This is a genomic window from Thalassospira profundimaris (assembly GCF_003326755.1).
GTDB classification, from domain to species: Bacteria; Pseudomonadota; Alphaproteobacteria; order Rhodospirillales; family Thalassospiraceae; genus Thalassospira; species Thalassospira profundimaris_B.
Window position 1 is genome coordinate 134949 of record NZ_JPWH01000002.1, and the last position, 16294, is coordinate 151242.

Annotated in this window: 14 protein-coding genes; 10 read left to right on the plus strand and 4 right to left on the minus strand. The window is 54.1% G+C overall.

Features of this window, described 5'->3' with window-relative positions; translation table 11 throughout:
* Window positions 1-57: 57 nt before the first annotated feature.
* The 6 genes from TH25_RS03655 (at window position 58) to groL (ending at window position 5969) form a co-directional block, all read left to right on the plus strand.
* The gene (locus TH25_RS03655) at window positions 58-1407 is read left to right on the plus strand and encodes a c-type cytochrome (RefSeq protein ID WP_114087076.1); all 1350 of its coding nucleotides are present in this window, start codon (window positions 58-60) and stop codon (window positions 1405-1407) included.
* A 68-nt stretch (window positions 1408-1475) separates the two neighbouring features.
* On the plus strand, window positions 1476-2474 hold the full coding sequence (locus tag TH25_RS03660) for an XdhC family protein (RefSeq protein WP_114087077.1): 999 nt from the start codon (window positions 1476-1478) through the stop codon (window positions 2472-2474).
* Window positions 2471-3055 carry a nucleotidyltransferase family protein gene (locus tag TH25_RS03665; RefSeq protein ID WP_114087078.1) on the plus strand — a complete coding sequence of 195 codons (585 nt, stop codon included), beginning with the start codon at window positions 2471-2473 and terminating at the stop codon, window positions 3053-3055. Before TH25_RS03660 ends, TH25_RS03665 begins: the two co-directional genes overlap by 4 nt.
* Before the next feature lie 272 nt (window positions 3056-3327).
* Window positions 3328-3729, plus strand: a complete 402-nt coding sequence (locus TH25_RS03675; protein WP_114087080.1) for a DUF805 domain-containing protein — start codon at window positions 3328-3330, stop codon at window positions 3727-3729.
* A gap of 234 nt (window positions 3730-3963) precedes the next feature.
* On the plus strand, window positions 3964-4251 hold the full coding sequence (gene groES, locus TH25_RS03680) for a co-chaperone GroES (protein WP_073956557.1): 288 nt from the start codon (window positions 3964-3966) through the stop codon (window positions 4249-4251).
* Window positions 4252-4313: 62 nt separating this feature from the next.
* Window positions 4314-5969, plus strand: coding sequence for a chaperonin GroEL (groL, locus tag TH25_RS03685; RefSeq protein ID WP_114087081.1), 1656 nt, complete (start codon window positions 4314-4316; stop codon window positions 5967-5969).
* 194 nt (window positions 5970-6163) lie between these two features.
* Here the strand turns inward: groL and TH25_RS03690 are convergent, their stop codons facing one another.
* The gene (locus TH25_RS03690; RefSeq protein ID WP_114087082.1) at window positions 6164-7201 is read right to left on the minus strand and encodes a zinc-dependent alcohol dehydrogenase family protein; all 1038 of its coding nucleotides are present in this window, start codon (window positions 7199-7201) and stop codon (window positions 6164-6166) included.
* Between the two features lie 383 nt (window positions 7202-7584).
* Window positions 7585-8679, minus strand: coding sequence for an NADH:flavin oxidoreductase/NADH oxidase (locus TH25_RS03695; protein WP_114087083.1), 1095 nt, complete (start codon window positions 8677-8679; stop codon window positions 7585-7587).
* Between the two features lie 285 nt (window positions 8680-8964).
* On the opposite strand from TH25_RS03695, the gene TH25_RS03700 reads away from it, so the two are divergent.
* Window positions 8965-9477 (plus strand): Hsp20/alpha crystallin family protein, encoded by a 513-nt coding sequence (locus TH25_RS03700; protein WP_114087084.1) that lies wholly within the window; start codon window positions 8965-8967, stop codon window positions 9475-9477.
* 85 nt (window positions 9478-9562) lie between these two features.
* Here TH25_RS03700 and TH25_RS03705 read toward each other — a convergent pair whose 3' ends face one another.
* Window positions 9563-10663 (minus strand): PLP-dependent cysteine synthase family protein, encoded by a 1101-nt coding sequence (locus TH25_RS03705; protein ID WP_114087085.1) that lies wholly within the window; start codon window positions 10661-10663, stop codon window positions 9563-9565.
* Between the two features lie 186 nt (window positions 10664-10849).
* Between TH25_RS03705 and fliN the strand changes: the two genes are divergently transcribed.
* Together fliN and TH25_RS03715 are read left to right on the plus strand one after the other, a co-directional pair.
* Window positions 10850-11152 carry a flagellar motor switch protein FliN gene (gene fliN / locus TH25_RS03710; RefSeq protein WP_101264420.1) on the plus strand — a complete coding sequence of 101 codons (303 nt, stop codon included), beginning with the start codon at window positions 10850-10852 and terminating at the stop codon, window positions 11150-11152.
* A 306-nt stretch (window positions 11153-11458) separates the two neighbouring features.
* Window positions 11459-13801, plus strand: coding sequence for a glucose/quinate/shikimate family membrane-bound PQQ-dependent dehydrogenase (locus tag TH25_RS03715; RefSeq protein WP_114087086.1), 2343 nt, complete (start codon window positions 11459-11461; stop codon window positions 13799-13801).
* 31 nt (window positions 13802-13832) lie between these two features.
* On the opposite strand, the gene TH25_RS03720 is transcribed toward TH25_RS03715, so the two are convergent.
* Complete coding sequence (locus TH25_RS03720) at window positions 13833-14189, minus strand: hypothetical protein (protein ID WP_147252985.1); 357 nt, start codon at window positions 14187-14189, stop codon at window positions 13833-13835.
* A gap of 211 nt (window positions 14190-14400) precedes the next feature.
* Here TH25_RS03720 and TH25_RS03725 point away from each other — a divergent pair, with 211 nt between their 5' ends.
* The gene (locus tag TH25_RS03725; RefSeq protein WP_114087250.1) at window positions 14401-16272 is read left to right on the plus strand and encodes a ribonucleoside-diphosphate reductase subunit alpha; all 1872 of its coding nucleotides are present in this window, start codon (window positions 14401-14403) and stop codon (window positions 16270-16272) included.
* Window positions 16273-16294: the final 22 nt, after the last annotated feature.

Below are 16294 nucleotides of genomic sequence, written 5' to 3' on the forward strand. Positions count from 1 at the left end.
GATTGATCCGCTGTGTGTTTATTCATCGCTTAAACGTTTGAAAGAACGGGGTTTCCGTTGAAAAAGTCTCTGTTGACTGTTTTGGGTGTTATTGTTGTCGGCGCTGCCGGTGCGGCATGGATCGCGACACGTGCGCCATCATCGTCCTTTGATGCTGTAGCGGCGTCCGGGGCACCTTCGGATGATCTTCTGGCGCACGGTGAATATGTCGCACGCCTGGCCGATTGCGTGGCCTGCCATACCACACCAGAGGGCAAACCATTTGCCGGCGGCCTTAAAATGGGGACGCCGCTGGGGGCGATTTTTACGACCAATATCACGCCCGATCCTGAAACCGGCATCGGCAATTATAGTCTTGCCGATTTTGACCGTGCGATCCGGCATGGTGTTGCTGCGGATGGGCATCGCCTTTATCCGGCAATGCCCTATCCGTCATATGAAAAAATGTCCGACGACGACGTCAAGGCATTGTATGCCTATTTTATGTCGGATGTTGAACCGGTTGTGCAGGCCAATAAAGCCAGTGAAATTGAATGGCCTTTGAACATGCGCTGGCCGCTGGCATTTTGGAATGTTGTCTTTACGGATGGCGGTGTTTATCAGGCCAAAACATCCAAAGACGAGATGTGGAACCGTGGGGCCTATCTGGTGCAGGGGCCAGGCCATTGCGGCAGTTGTCATACACCGCGCGGTGTGGTGATGAATGAAAAGGCGCTGGATGAAAGCGGGCCGGAATATCTTTCCGGTGCGGTTTTGGACGGCTGGTATGCGCCCAGTCTTCGCAACGATCCGAATGTCGGCCTGGGTCGCTGGAGCGAGGACGATATTTACGCCTATCTGAAAAACGGACGGAACCAGCATGGGGTCGTGTTTGGTTCGATGGTGGAGGCGTTCAACAACTCTACCCAGTTCATGACTGACAATGACCTCAAGTCGATCGCACATTATTTGAAGTCGTTGCCTGCAAATGCGGAAAGCACCGATGTCGCCTGGTCCTATGATCCGGCAACGGCGGATGATCTGTCAAAGGATGTGGCAGACAACGTGCCCGGCGCACGGACTTATGCCGCGAATTGTGCGTTCTGTCATGGCCGGGATGGCCGGGGCAAGAACGAGTGGATTCCGCCGCTGGCGGGTGTGTCTTCCATGCTGACACCCCAAGCGGAATCGGCCATCAATGTGACGCTGAACGGGTCCATGCGTGTTGTTTCCAATGGTGTACCCGATGCCTATCGGATGCCGCCCTATCGCGAGCATCTTTCGGATCAGCAGATGGCGGATGTTCTGACCTATGCCCGCTCTGCCTGGGGGAATACCGGCGACGCAGTGACGGCAGAAGAGGTTGCAAAACTCAGAAGTCATACCGATCCGGCCAGCATCGATGTGATCATTCTGCAGATGCGCTGAACGGATAGCGTTATGTCGATCGCCTATCTGTTTGTGCATCCCGTAATGTATCGCGAGGAAAACCGGAAATGAGCCATCAACTCTCTGAAATGCTAAATATTTGGTGGTCCGGTCGAACCAAGACGGAATGGGTTCTCGGTACGGTTTACCGTACCGAGGGTTCAGCCTATCGCAAGGCCGGGGCGATGATGCTGATTGATGGTCGTGGTCGGCAATATGGCCTGCTGAGCGGCGGATGCCTTGAGGCCGATATTGTGCGCAATGCGCGCAAGGCGATGATGACCGGCAATGTCGTTATGCTTGAATATGACGGAAATGATGAAGATGACGTCTTTTTCAAGCTTGGAGTCGGATGTGGCGGCAAGGTTTATATCATGCTCCAGCCTTTGAGCCCGGAAAATGATTTGGGGCTAGGGGATCTTCGCGCGGCATTGCGGGCACGTCAGACCGGGTATTACCGCCAGAAAATTGGCGGGGTGAAGGCAAATTTTGTCCTTGATGACCGGGTTTTGCCGGGCCAGCAGATTGCCGTTACACAGCGCGATCAAGCTGGAGACGACTGGCTGGTGACGCCGGTCCGGCCAGAGCCGCATATCCTGATTGTGGGGGGCGGGGCGGATGCACGCCCGGTTGTCAATATTGCCCGGGAAATGGGTTGGCAGGTGACATTGGCAGACCCGCGCCCGGCCAATGCCCGTGCGGAGCATTTTCCCAATGTGGGTCATATCATGCGCGATATGTCGCAGCTTGCCAGTTATGTTGAGGAGCACAAGGTTGATGCGGCCATTTTGATGGCCCATAGTGTATCAATTGATGGCGATGCCCTAAGGGAAATGAGTAAAACCCGGATACGGCATCTTTCCTCGTTAGGGCCGCGTCATCGGTTTGCCAATGTGTTGGATCACGCAGGTCTTGGTGATCAGAAGCTGCCGTTTCCGGTTTCCAGCCCGGCAGGGCTTGATATCGGTGGTCAGCTTCCTGAAAGCATTGCGCTTTCCATTCTGTCGGGCATCCATCAGGTCCTTTACAAGGAAACAGGCCTGCATTTGGCGCAGGTCGCGGAATGACGCAAATTGGCGGGATCATTTTGGCCGCCGGGGAAAGCAGGCGCTTTGGCGGGCGCAAGCAGCTTGCTGAAATTTCGGGAAAGTCGCTGTTGCGCCATGCCATTGATGCAGTTGGCGGAGCCTGTACAGACAGGCCTTTTGTGGTTCTTGGCGCGTATCACAATGAAATTGCCCCGCATATTGCCGATGTCGCGATGGTCATCGTCAATCTCGAATGGTCGCAGGGCATGGGCACATCAATTGTCGCCGGTATTCATGCCATAAAAAATCATACAACGGAATTTGACGGGGCTATGATTGCGGTTTGCGATCAGATTTGCCTGAAAGAAGCTGATTATCGTAAACTCGTTGCCGCCTTTGATGGATCATCGATTGTCGCGACGGCATATCCCGATGGATTGGGGGTGCCTGCCATATTTCCCCGGTCAATGTGGGATGACCTTGCCAAGCTTGATGGCGCAACAGGAGCAAAAAAACTGGTTAATCATTCGGGGCGGAAGGTGACTGCGGTTGCGTTGCCGAATGCGACGATTGACATTGATACCCGGCAGAATTTGGTATCTGTAATGTCCGAATTCTGATTGTGGGTGCTGAATATCAGGCTTTGAAAGTGCTGATATTGATCCTTCAGTGCGCATTTCAGTGCCATAGGAACAATGCCTGTTAAGGGGCGTTGCAGGATCGTGTTTGATAACCGGCACAGATGGCACATGGCCGCTGTGCCGGTTTTGTTTGGTCATCGTGTGTGGCAATGAAGCAAATAGGCATCGATTGCGGGGTTTTTCGGCCTGGGAGTGGCGTGGTCATCACGTTGTGGGTATGATTTGTGGGTTTTATTTTGCGGGGGCGGCAGATGAATTTCGGTGAAGCAATCCGTTCAGGATTCAATAATTACGTTAATTTTCGGGACCGGTCGTCGCGGTCGGCTTTTTGGTGGTGGCAGCTTTTTTGCTCGGTCGGCGGGATCGTGCTGTCGGTTATCGATTCCCAGGTGTTTGGCTGGTCATATGATTCCGGCCCGCTAAGTTCCCTCTTCAGCCTGGTTGTGCTTGTGCCGTCATTGGCGGTAGGGGTGCGACGCCTGCACGATATTGATCGTTCCGGCTGGTGGATGCTGCTGATGATGATTCCGTTAATTGGTATAATCGTGCTGATTGTCTGGTGGTGCAAGCCAACCCGGCTTGGCCCCAACCGTTTTGGCCCGATGCCCGTGGATTATTTTCGCCAGAGTGCAAGGGACGAGCCGGAATTTTAAAGGGTTGTGTCCGTGATTTACCTGTGTCATAGGGCCGGGAGGCTAGCGTGTGCCATGCCGGTAAACTGGCAGGAAATATGACTTTTTTGCGACCTGTCCCTTTGGGGTGTTGACAATTTCCACCCATTCCCATACATGCTGTTAGCACTCGCCGGGGGTGAGTGCTAACATGGCTCGTCCCGGTTAGTGTCGTAAACAATTTGAGCCTTAGCTTATCAAACGGAGTTGTCGAAAATGAAGTTCCGTCCGTTACATGATCGTGTACTGGTACGTCGCGTCGAATCTGACACCAAGACTGCCGGTGGCATCATTATTCCGGATACCGCGAAAGAAAAGCCTCAGGAAGGTGAAGTTGTCGCGGTTGGCTCAGGTGTTCGCAAGGAAGACGGTTCGCTCGTCGCCCTTGACGTTAAAGCTGGTGACAAAGTTCTGTTCGGCAAATGGTCGGGCACCGAAGTCAAGCTTGACGGCGAAGAACTGCTGATCATGAAAGAATCCGACATTATGGGTATTCTGGCCTAAGTCAGCCCAATTGGGTGATGAAGGTTTGATGTTCATCCGTCTCATAGAGAGGAAAGAATATAATGGCTGCTAAAGACGTAAAATTCTCGACTGACGCCCGTGCCAAGATGCTGCGCGGTGTTGATATCCTTGCTGACGCTGTCAAGGTAACGCTGGGCCCGAAAGGCCGTAATGTTGTTATCGACAAGTCCTTTGGCGCACCGCGCGTGACCAAAGACGGCGTTTCGGTTGCCAAGGAAATCGAACTGTCGGACAAGTTTGAAAACATGGGCGCACAGATGCTGCGCGAAGTGGCTTCCAAAACCGCCGATCTGGCTGGTGACGGCACCACCACCGCGACCGTTCTGGCGCAGGCGATCGTGCGTGAAGGCAACAAGGCTGTTGCTGCCGGCATGAACCCGATGGACCTGAAACGCGGTATTGATCTTGCAACCGGCAAGGTTATTGATGCGGTTAAAAGCCGTGCGCGCAAGGTTTCGGGCAAAGACGAAATCGCCCAGGTTGGCAACATTTCTGCCAATGGCGACCGTGAAGTCGGCGACATGATTGCCGAAGCCATGGAAAAGGTTGGTAACGAAGGCGTTATCACCGTTGAAGAAGCCAAAGGCCTGCACACCGAACTCGACGTTGTCGAAGGCATGCAGTTTGACCGCGGCTACCTGTCGCCGTATTTCGTGACCAATCCGGAAAAGATGGTTGCCGAACTCGACAATCCGTATGTCCTGCTGTTCGACAAAAAGGTTTCTTCGCTCCAGCCGATGCTGCCGCTGCTTGAAGCCGTTGTACAGTCCGGCAAGCCGCTGCTGATCATTGCAGAAGACGTTGAAGGCGAAGCCCTGGCAACCCTGGTTGTCAACAAGCTGCGCGGCGGTCTGAAGATTGCTGCTGTTAAAGCTCCGGGCTTTGGTGATCGTCGTAAAGCCATGCTTGAAGACATCGCCATCCTTACCGGTGGCCAGGTTGTTTCCGAAGACCTCGGCATCAAGCTTGAGAATGTCACCCTTGACATGCTCGGCACTGCCAAATCGGTTACGATCACCAAAGAAGAAACCACCATCGTTGACGGTGCTGGCGAAAAGTCGCAGATTGAAGCCCGCGTTGGCCAGATCCGTGCCCAGATCGAAGAAACCACCTCGGATTACGATCGTGAAAAACTGCAGGAACGTCTGGCGAAACTCGCTGGCGGTGTTGCCGTGATCAAGATCGGTGGTGCTTCGGAAATCGAAGTGAAAGAACGTAAAGACCGCGTTGACGATGCCCTGCACGCAACCCGCGCTGCTGTTGAAGAAGGCATCGTTGCGGGTGGTGGTACGGCGCTGCTGTACGCAACCCGCGCGCTTGACGGCCTGGAAGGTGCAAACCACGACCAGACCATCGGTATCGACATCGTTCGTCGCGCTCTGCAGGCTCCGGTCCGCCAGATCGCACAGAATGCCGGTGTTGACGGTGCTGTTGTTGCTGGCAAGCTGCTGGAACAGGACGACGTTGAATACGGTTTCGACGCCCAGAAGAGCGAATACACCAACCTGGTTAAAGCCGGCATCATCGACCCGGCCAAGGTTGTGCGTACTGCCCTTCAGGATGCCGCTTCGGTTGCTGGCCTGCTGATCACCACCGAATGCATGATCGCTGAAAAGCCGGAAGAAAAAGCTGCCGGTGGCGCACCTGACATGGGTGGCATGGGCGGTATGGGTGGCATGGGCGGTATGGGCTTCTAAGCCAAACCGACCAAGCAACCTTACGGTTAGGAAGGGGCCTCGCAGAAATGCGGGGCCCTTTTCGTATGAAGGATCAATATGAAGCTGTGCGGCGAGAGAGTGGCAGGAAGAAGGGCGCATCCTTTGGTCAGAATGCGCCCTTTGTCACATGATATGATGCCTGGATTACCCCGCGCAAATGGCGGTTGCGGCGGTCATTGGGTCAGAATAACCTTCATGGCCTTTTCGCGTGATGCGTTGCCAAAGACTTCATAGGCCTGTTCGATTTCGCCCAGTTTGAAACGGTGCGTAATCAGTTGTTCGGGTTTGACCTTGCCCGATTGCAGGGTTTTCATCAGCATCGGGGTGGTGTTGGTATTGACCAGACCCATCGAGATATTGATGTTTTTAATCCAAAGTTCTTCGATATGCAGGTCCACGGCGGTGCCGTGAACACCGACATTGGCGATGTTTCCGCCTGCTGAAACGATTTTCTGGCAGGTATCGAAGGTTGCCGGGACGCCAACGGCCTCGATGGCAACATCAACGCCCAGGCCATCAGTCATGTCCATGACCGAAGCAATGACATCATCCTTGCCAACAGTCAGGGTGTCGGTTGCACCAAATTGGCGGGCCATTTCCAGGCGGGCCTCGTCGGTATCAATCATGATGATGCGGCCGGGCGAATAGAACTGTGCGGTCAGCAAAACCGCCATACCGACCGGACCGGCGCCAACAATGGCGATGCTGTCGCCCGGTTTGACCTGACCGGCCAATACGCCAATTTCAAACCCGGTCGGCAGGATGTCGGACAGCATGACCAGTGCCTCTTCGTCCGCGCCTTCGGGAATGGGATAAAGCGAGTTATCGCCATGCGGAATGCGCACATATTCGGCCTGGGTGCCATCAATCAGGTGACCCAGAATCCAGCCCCCATCGGAGCAATGGGAATAAAGCTGACGTTTGCAATTCGGGCAGGAGCCGCAAGATGTGATGCAGGAAATCAGAACGGCATCGCCCTTTTTGAAGTTGCGCACTGCAGAGCCGACTTCTTCAACAACGCCAACCCCTTCGTGGCCCAGAGTACGTCCTTCGGTTACGGCAGGCACGTCACCTTTGAGAATATGCAGATCGGTTCCGCAAATCGTGGTTTTGGTGATTTTGACGATCACATCAGTCGGCTTTTGAATGCCGGGTTTTTCTTTTTCAACCCAGCCTTTTTTGCCCGGACCTTGATATGTAAGCGCTTTCATGGGGTTTCCTTCATCTGGGGGACGGCGTGCAGAACTGGTGGCTTTTAGAAGTTTTGTCACTCTGCATTTGCACAGACGATGTCAAATAAGTACACCAAAATTGATGTGAAAACAGCGTAGCGCTTTCACGCCATTGCGGTCAAACTCTTTGGTGTCATATAGATCACACTGCAAATCGGTGGTTTGGAAAATGCTATTGGGAGCCGGATTTTAGGCGAGAGAATATTATTATTCCACATCGCTGTGGATGGTTCAAATCGTTGAAAAAAGGGTTTTATTGCAGTTATTTAGTCGACTCGATGACTGGCGGTATAAAGAAGGATGACCAGACCGTTTCAGATAAAAACGGCCCGGGGACAAAAGCCACCGGGCCGCATAAAAGTTTATTTGAAGAGTTCTTTTAACGTGTGTGGCTGGCAGCGCAAATACTGGTTGGCAGGTGTGACAGTAGCACCCAGTTTGGCCGCAGCGTGCCACGGCCAGCGCGGGTCATACAGAATGCCACGCGCCAGGGCGACGGCATCGGCCTGGCCGGTGCCGATAATGGCTTCGGCCTGTTCGGGTTCGGTGATCAGGCCAACGGCAATGGTGGTCAGGCCGGTTTCGGCCTTGATGCGGTGGGCAAATGGCACCTGATAATTGGGGCCGACGGGAATGTTCTGGTCCGGATGCAGGCCGCCGGAGCTGACATGGATAAAGTCGCAGCCCCGTTTTTCCAGTTCGCGGGCAAAGGTCAGGCTTTGATCCAGGTCCCAGCCACCTTCAACCCAGTCGCTTGCCGAAATGCGAAAACCCACCGGTTTTTCCGTCGGAAAGGCATCGCGCACGGCTTCAAAAATTTCCAGGCCAAGCCGCATGCGGTTTTCATGGCTGCCGCCATAGTCATCATCGCGCTGGTTTGATAGGGGCGAAAGGAACTGATGCACCAGATAGCCATGTGCGCCATGCAGTTCGATCACATCAATACCCAGGCGTGCCGCCCGGTGGGTGGCATCGACAAAGGCCTGTTTGATGTCTTCGATGCCGTCGATGGTCAGGCTCTCGGGCGTGGGGTTGCCCGGAAGAAACGGAATGTCGGATGGGGCGACGACCTGCCAGCCATTTTCATCATCCGGGGACAGTGCTGCACCACCATCCCAGGGTTTTGCAGTGCTGGCCTTGCGTCCGGCATGGGCAAGCTGAAGGCCAATCGGCATGGGGGAATGGGCGCGAATGGCACGCAGGGTCGTGCCAAGGGCCTCTTCGGTTTCGGTATCCCACAGGCCCAGGTCGCCATAGGAAATGCGTCCTTCGGGGGTGACGGCAGTTGCCTCGATAATCAGAAGGCCCGCACCCGACAGGGCCAGATTGCCCAGATGAATGGTGTGCCAGTCGGTCGCTTTGCCGTTATCCGCACTATATTGGCACATGGGTGCGATGATGATGCGGTTTTGCAGATTCAACTGTCCCAATGCAAGGGACGAGAAAAGTTTGCTCATAAGGTCATCCTGTATAAGGGGAGGGCGCAAGAAAGCGCGACATATGGCCGGCATCTTAAACAGGGTTTTATTGCGTCGCCAATGTGTTTCGTGAAAACCGGGCGGACACGATTTTGTGTGACAAGACCGTTGTAAAACGCGCAAAAAAATGCGTCCGCCCCTTGCGAAAGAAAAAATGCCATCTATCTTCTGGTTTGAAAGGCCAAGGTGGCCTTGATCGCGCAAAGGTTGCAGCCTGACTGGACCAAAAAGCGCAAGAATGCTCGTCTTGTATGGAGAGTGATTATGACTGGTCTTATGAATTACAATGGTGGTTCCCGTCGTTCGGCAAATGTCCCCACATTCGTCGATCCTTTTGGTGTGCTGACACGCGATATTGATCGGGTGCTTGGCTCGTTCCTGCCCTTTGGCGGACTTGCTTCGTCGGCAGACCGTGGAGACGGGGAAGTGGCCGAAACCGCAAGAATGCTCAATCCGCGCATCGATATTCACGAAGATGACACGGCAATTGAGTTGAGTGCCGAATTGCCCGGTGTCGAGCAGGATGACGTTGATGTTTCCGTTCTTGAAGGCGTTTTGACCATCAAGGGGGAAAAGAAATCGACCCGCGAAAGCAAAGAAGGTGCCCGCGTGATTGAACGCAGCTATGGCAGCTTTACCCGGTCTTTCCGTCTGCCCGACAATATCGATGCGGACAATATTTCGGCAACGTTCAAAAATGGTGTTCTGACGCTTTCTCTGCCTAAGGTTGCAGAGCAAAAGCCGGAACCGCGTAAAATTACGGTTGCCGGTGCCTGATAGACGCTGACACTGCGGAAATAAAGGCGGGCGGGGAAATCCCCGCCCGTTTTTTGATATCAGTCGCGCGGCAGAAGGGCCGCAATCAGGCGCTGTGACGGTCCAGCTTGACGTCAAAAATGCCGGTTTCATCAAACCGGTCAAAGGCAGCCTGCCACGGGGCAAGGTCAATGCCCTGATCTTTGATCCATTGCGGGTTGTAATAGGTATCGCGATAACGATCCCCGCCATCGCATAACAATGTCACGACTGAGCCGGTTTCTCCGGCTTTTTTCATCTCGCTGATCAGGGTCAGGGTTGCAACAAGGTTGGTGCCGGTTGACCCGCCACAGCGACGGCCAAGATGTTTTTCCAGATAGGGCAGGGCGGCAAAGCTTGCGGCATCGGGAATGCGCATCATGTGATCGACCACAGTGGGGTTGAAGCTGGGTTCAACGCGCGGGCGGCCAATGCCTTCAACCCGCGAACCACACGTCCCGGTAATGGATGTGTCGCCTTTGGCATAGGCATCGTAGAAAACCGAATTTTCCGGGTCGGCGACACAGAGTTCGCAGCCATTTGCCAGAACCTTGCCATAGCGGATGAAGCGGCCAATGGTCGATGATGTGCCGCCTGTACCAGCGCCGACCACAATCCAGCGTGGGGTGGGGTGAGGTTCGCGGGCAAGCTGTTCAAAGATGCTTTCGGCGATATTGTTGTTGCCGCGCCAGTCGGTGGCGCGTTCGGCATAGGTGAACTGGTCCATGTAATGGCCGTTCAATTCGCGCGCCAGACGATGGGATTCATCGTAAATCATACTGCCATTATCCACCAGGTGGCATTCGCCGCCATAAAAGGTGATTTTGGCAATTTTCTGCGGTGATGTGGTTTTGGGCATGACGGCAATAAAGCGCAGGCCGAGCAGACGGGCAAAATAGGCCTCGGATACGGCGGTAGAGCCACTTGATGCCTCGATAATCGGGGTGTCTTTGGTGATCCAGCCATTGCAAAGGCCATATAAAAACAGCGACCGTGCCAGGCGGTGTTTCAGGCTGCCGCTGGGGTGGGTTGATTCATCCTTGAGATAGAGACCAATACCGTCAAGCTGTGGCAGATCAAGCTTGATCAGATGGGTATCGGCGGAGCGGGTGAAATCGGCTTCGATCCGGGCGATGGCATCGGCCACCCATTGGCGATCCTGGGACATGGTCATCCTGTTTTCATCAATTACGTCTTTGGAAGAACTTCAAGCTGTTTCGTTTAGTGGATCATTATACATAAATCTAGCGTAGTTTTGAAAATTGCTTGCTAATCAAATTTTCAGAGATAGGCTATAATTTCGTTTCAACGGAGGAAATCCGTTCAAACCCGTTTTGCAGGATCGCTGGTAGATATGGCCGATAGTGACAAAGACCCTTACGAAAAACGCTATGGCGAAAGCGAAATTGGCGCGGCTTATGATATTCCGGTGCGTGTTTCGACCGTGATCGGCAAAAGCCAGATTCAGGTGGCGCAATTAATGCGCCTGACCCGGGGGGCTGTGCTGGAGCTGGATCGCAAGGTAGGTGAACCGGTTGACATTTATGTTAATAACCGGTTGGTGGCACGCGGTGAACTGGTGGTGGTGGATGACCGCCTGGGGGTGACAATTACCGAAGTGATCAAATCGGGCATGGTGATTGAAACCCATCATTAACGGGTTTCTTCCCATTGCCAGTGTGCGTTTGTGACCCTGCCACCCTGGCAGGGTTTTTTATTTCCGCAATCGTCATGGAACCCGGCGCGCTGATGTCGCGTTTGGGAATTAAACGCATTCTATCTGCCTGGTTCTTTGGTGCGGGGAGAGGTTTTCCGCCTTCTGTGCGCCAACGGGAACGGGCAGATAAAATGTGCCCTTGATGTGTGCGACGGTTATTTCATGTTTGCTGTGTAGCCCCTGAGGAAAGGGGCCGGATTACATCCTTAAACCGTTGCCCAATTGCAAAACGAAATGGGACAGAAGATGGTTAATCTGCTGAGCGTTGTCGTCTTTGCATTGATCGGTGCCGTGCTTGCCGCTGGTGGCGCATGGCTGATCGTGCTGGGCGGAAGCTGGTATTATGCCATTGCCGGTATCGCCTTTTTGATCGCCGCGTGGCTGTTGCACCGCCGTAAACCGATTGTGCTTTGGTTTTATGCGGCTTTTTTGATCGTTAGTCTGGTTTGGGCCCTGTGGGAAGTGGGCCTGGACTGGTGGCAGCTTGCCCCGCGGGGCGGTGTGCCGGTAGTGCTGGGTTTGTGGTTGTTAACGCCTTGGGTGCGTCGTGGGCTGGCGCCGTGCGCGCCGGACGCCAAAACACCCAATGGCTTTGGCCTGAGCATGGCTGTCGTCGTGACGGTTGTGGTGGCTGTGGCGGGCATGATGAATGACCCAACCGCCATTAAAGGCCGGCTTAATGACACGGCGGTGGTCGAAAACCCCGATATGGGCAATGCCATGCCTGCGGGCGACTGGCATCAATATGGACGTACCCAATATGGCCAGCGTTATTCGCCGCTGGATCAGGTCAATGTCAGTAATGTGGCTGATTTGACGGAAGCCTGGCGGTATCAGACCGGTGATGTGCGTCGTTCCGAAGACGTGCCCGAAACCACCTATCAGGTGACGCCGCTTAAGGTGGATGATACCCTTTATCTTTGTACACCGCACAGTTGGGCTGTGGCGATTGATGCCAAAACCGGCACCGAAAAATGGAAATTTGACCCCAAGGTTGGCATGAATTCCGACCGGCAGCATCAAACCTGCCGGGGTGTGACCTATTACGCCGATCAAAATGCCCAAGCCGGGGATCATTGTGCCAAACGGATTTATCTGCCGACGTCTGACGCCCGCCTGATTGCGCTGGATGCAAAGGATGGCAGCATTTGCGAAAGCTTTGCCGATAATGGCACCCTGCATCTTGAGCAGAATATGCCGCACAAGCCGTCGGGCTATTATTATTCCACATCACCGCCGGTTGCTGTTGATGGCAAGATCATTATTGGCGGGGCAGTGAATGACAATTATTCGACCAAGGAACAGTCGGGTGTTATTCGTGCCTTTGATATACATACGGGCGAATTGTTGTGGAATTGGGATTCCGGCAATCCGACAGAAACCGAACCATTAAAAGATGGCGAAACCTACACCACCAATTCGCCCAATAGCTGGTCGGTATTTTCCGTCGATGAAGAACTGGGCATGGTTTACATCCCGCTGGGCAATCAGGTGCCCGACCAGTTGGGGATGAACCGGAGTGCGAGTGTCGAGAAATATTCATCCTCGATTGTGGCCTTAAGCATTAAGACCGGGCAGGTGCAGTGGGTGCGCCAGACCGTGCATCATGACTTGTGGGATATGGATGTGCCGGCCCAGCCGGTTTTGGTAAATATCTCCGATGAAATGGGCAATGAAACCCCGGCCCTGGTTGGGCCGACCAAGCAGGGTGATATCTATGTGCTGGATCGTCGTACTGGCGAACCGCTTATTAAAGTGCGCGAAAAACCGGCCCCGGGGGGCGCGATCCCCGAGGATCATACGGCACCGACCCAGCCGGTATCAGACCTGACCTTTATGCCGGAAAAACTGACCGGGCATGATATGTGGGGCATTACCCTGTTTGACCAGTTGGCCTGCCGAATTCAGTTCCACAAACTGAAATATGAAGGGCGCTATACGCCGCCCTCCCTTCAGGGGTCGCTGATTTATCCGGGTAATTTTGGCACCTTTAACTGGGGTAGCGTTGCCGTGGACCCCAAACGCCAGGTGATGTTTGGCATGCCGACCTATCTGGCCTTTACCTCCAAGCTGATCCCGCGAGACGAAGTGCCGCCTCAGGGATCAAAAAAAGCCAGTGAAATGGGCATTAACCAAAATGAAGGCGCACCTTATGCCGTCAGCATGGGGCCGTTCCTCTCGCCACTTGGTATTCCCTGCCAGTCCCCGCCTTGGGGTTATGTTGCCGGGGCCGATTTGCGCGATGGCAAAATTGCCTACAAGCATAAAAACGGTACCGTTTACGACATGACACCCCTGCCGCTGAAAATCAAACTGGGTGTGCCCGGCATCGGCGGGCCGATGATTACGGCAGGCGGCGTGGCCTTTTTGGGGGCGGCCGTGGATGATTATTTCCGCGCCTATGACCTGACCACCGGGAAACAATTGTGGGAAACACGCCTTCCCGCAGGCGGGCAATCCACCCCGATGACCTATACCACCGATGACGGCACACAATATGTTGTGATTGTGGCCGGTGGTCATGGCTCTATCGGTACCAAACCCGGTGACTATGTGATGGCTTATAAATTGCCTGATCAGAAAAACTAGGGCCTGTACCGGTTCGTCTGTCAGAAGGTCTTTAGGGGTTTGTGACAGGCGCCGGACGGATCAGGGGAGCCCCATTTGCGGGCTCCCTTTTGTTTTGGGCGATTTTTGGAATGGCTCGAATCGAACTGGAAATGTTGCCGGAAACAGGGACTTTTGTGCCCGGAGATAACCTGCTGGTTGCAGGTAGGGTCATTTTACGGTCCTGAATAGGGTCAAAAGCGGCCTTGATGGCTTTCAGATGTTTTTCTTGACGGTTTCGGGCTGGCTGCGCCGATCGTTTGCGAATCATTGAATATCCCGGCTTGCAATAAAATTGATACAATCGATGGATAAAAAATTCGCCGTCAATACCAGATATAGTGTTTTCAAACCGATCAGGAACAGGCATATACTTGCCCCGCAAATAAAAAGGGACACGGGAACACACCCGTAAGACACCACCAGATCCGGTCTGAACAGCTTGTTGTTCGCGTGATATATGCGCGGATACGGGGTTGTTTTGTGTGATCAAGGTGGGCGGTGTGTCCCGTCGTGAAAGTTTTTGACGACGTATCGGTAATGACCGGTAAAACCATAGTTTGAGGGATACCAGCATGAAAATGCTAGATGTCGTGCAGCATGAAAAAGGCGCGCGGGTTATTGTTGACCGTACACGTGACGAATTGCTCACCGATTTTGGCAAGGCCGTCCTGACCGACCGTTACCTGATGCCCGGAGAAAGCTACCAGGATCTGTTTGCCCGCGTTGCCAGCTATTATGGTGACGATGCCGATCATGCGCAGCGCATCTATGACTATATTTCCAAGCACTGGTTCATGCCGGCAACGCCGATTTTGTCCAACGGTGGCACGAGCCGTGGCCTGCCAATTTCGTGCTTTTTGAACGAAGCAGACGATAATCTTTCCGGCATTGTGGATTTGTGGACGGAAAATGTGTGGCTGGCGGCGCGTGGTGGCGGCATCGGTTCCTATTGGGGGAATTTGCGGTCCATCGGTGAAAAAGTTGGCAAGAACGGCAAAACATCGGGTGTTGTGCCCTTTATCCGCGTAATGGACAGCCTGACGCTGGCGATCAGCCAGGGGTCGCTGCGGCGCGGGTCGGCGGCGGTTTACCTGCCGGTCAGCCACCCGGAAATTGAAGAATTTGCTGAAATGCGCCGCCCGACCGGCGGGGACCCGAACCGTAAAACCCCGAACCTGCATCAGGGGGTCGCCATTTCGGATGCCTTCATGCGTGCGGTGGAAAATGACGAGGAATGGGCCCTGACATCGCCCAAGGACGGACATGTCGTGCGCAAGGTTTCGGCCCGTTCACTGTGGATCCGTTTGCTGACCTCGCGGGTGGAAACCGGCGAACCCTATATGCTGTTTATCGATACGGTGAACCGTGCGGTGCCGCAGCATCACAAAATGGCGGGGCTGAGCGTTAAAACATCGAACCTGTGTGCTGAAATCACATTGCCGACCGGCCGCGACCAGCATGGGGGGGATCGCACGGCGGTGTGCTGCCTGTCGTCGCTGAACCTTGAACATTATCTGACCTGGAAGGATGATCCGCAATTCATCGAAGATGTGTTGCGCTTCCTCGATAATGTTCTGGAAGATTTTATTGAAAATGCGCCTGACAGCATGGCACGTGCGAAATATTCCGCGATGCGCGAACGTTCGGTTGGCCTGGGTGTGATGGGTTTCCATTCCTTCCTGCAGTCACAGGGCATTCCCATTGAAGGCGTGATGAGCAAGGTCTGGAACAACCAGATTTTTGATCATGTGCAAAAGCAGGCTGATGCGGCATCGGAAAAGCTGGCAGAGGAGCGGGGCTCCTGCCCGGATGCGCAGGAATATGGTATGAAGGCGCGTTTTTCCAACAAAACCGCAATTGCACCGACGGCCTCGATCTCGATCATTTGTGGCGGGGCGTCGCCGGGGATCGAACCGATGGCGGCCAATTCCTATACTCACAAAACGCTGTCGGGCTCGTTTAACGTGCGCAACAAATATCTCGCACAAATTCTTGAGGAAAAAGGCCAGAATAACGAACAGGTCTGGACCTCGATCACGGTCAATGAAGGGTCGGTGCAGCATCTGGATTTTCTGTCCGATCTGGAAAAGGACATTTTCAAAACCGCGTTTGAAATTGACCAGCGCTGGCTGATCGAACTGGCGGGGGATCGCGCGTCCAAGATTGATCAGGCGCAGTCGTTAAACATCTTCCTGCCATCAAATGTGCATAAGCGCGATTTGCACCAGATCCATTTCCAGGCATGGAAGAAGGGTGTCAAAAGCCTGTATTACTGCCGGTCAAAATCGATCCAGCGGGCCGAAGTTGTGGCCAATGTGCCGCGCAAGGAAAAAGCAGCCGAGCTGGATATCGATGCCGTGCTGGCCGCAGCGCGGGCCGCAGGAAGTGCGGTTGCTGCCCAGGACGGCGGATCGCAAACCGAATATGAAGAATGCCTGGCGTGCCAGTAAGTTTTCGGCGGAAGAGAGATTG

Coding starts and splice junctions, on each gene's coding strand:
- TH25_RS03660 (WP_114087077.1), top strand. CDS start 1,476: ATGAGCCATCAACTCTCTGAAATGCTAAATATTTGGTGGTCCGGTCGA.
- TH25_RS03665 (WP_114087078.1), top strand. CDS start 2,471: ATGACGCAAATTGGCGGGATCATTTTGGCCGCCGGGGAAAGCAGGCGC.
- TH25_RS03675 (WP_114087080.1), top strand. CDS start 3,328: ATGAATTTCGGTGAAGCAATCCGTTCAGGATTCAATAATTACGTTAAT.
- groES (WP_073956557.1), top strand. CDS start 3,964: ATGAAGTTCCGTCCGTTACATGATCGTGTACTGGTACGTCGCGTCGAA.
- groL (WP_114087081.1), top strand. CDS start 4,314: ATGGCTGCTAAAGACGTAAAATTCTCGACTGACGCCCGTGCCAAGATG.
- TH25_RS03690 (WP_114087082.1), bottom strand. CDS start 7,201: ATGAAAGCGCTTACATATCAAGGTCCGGGCAAAAAAGGCTGGGTTGAA.
- TH25_RS03695 (WP_114087083.1), bottom strand. CDS start 8,679: ATGAGCAAACTTTTCTCGTCCCTTGCATTGGGACAGTTGAATCTGCAA.
- TH25_RS03700 (WP_114087084.1), top strand. CDS start 8,965: ATGACTGGTCTTATGAATTACAATGGTGGTTCCCGTCGTTCGGCAAAT.
- TH25_RS03705 (WP_114087085.1), bottom strand. CDS start 10,663: ATGTCCCAGGATCGCCAATGGGTGGCCGATGCCATCGCCCGGATCGAA.
- fliN (WP_101264420.1), top strand. CDS start 10,850: ATGGCCGATAGTGACAAAGACCCTTACGAAAAACGCTATGGCGAAAGC.
- TH25_RS03715 (WP_114087086.1), top strand. CDS start 11,459: ATGGTTAATCTGCTGAGCGTTGTCGTCTTTGCATTGATCGGTGCCGTG.
- TH25_RS03720 (WP_147252985.1), bottom strand. CDS start 14,189: ATGCCTGTTCCTGATCGGTTTGAAAACACTATATCTGGTATTGACGGC.
- TH25_RS03725 (WP_114087250.1), top strand. CDS start 14,401: ATGCTAGATGTCGTGCAGCATGAAAAAGGCGCGCGGGTTATTGTTGAC.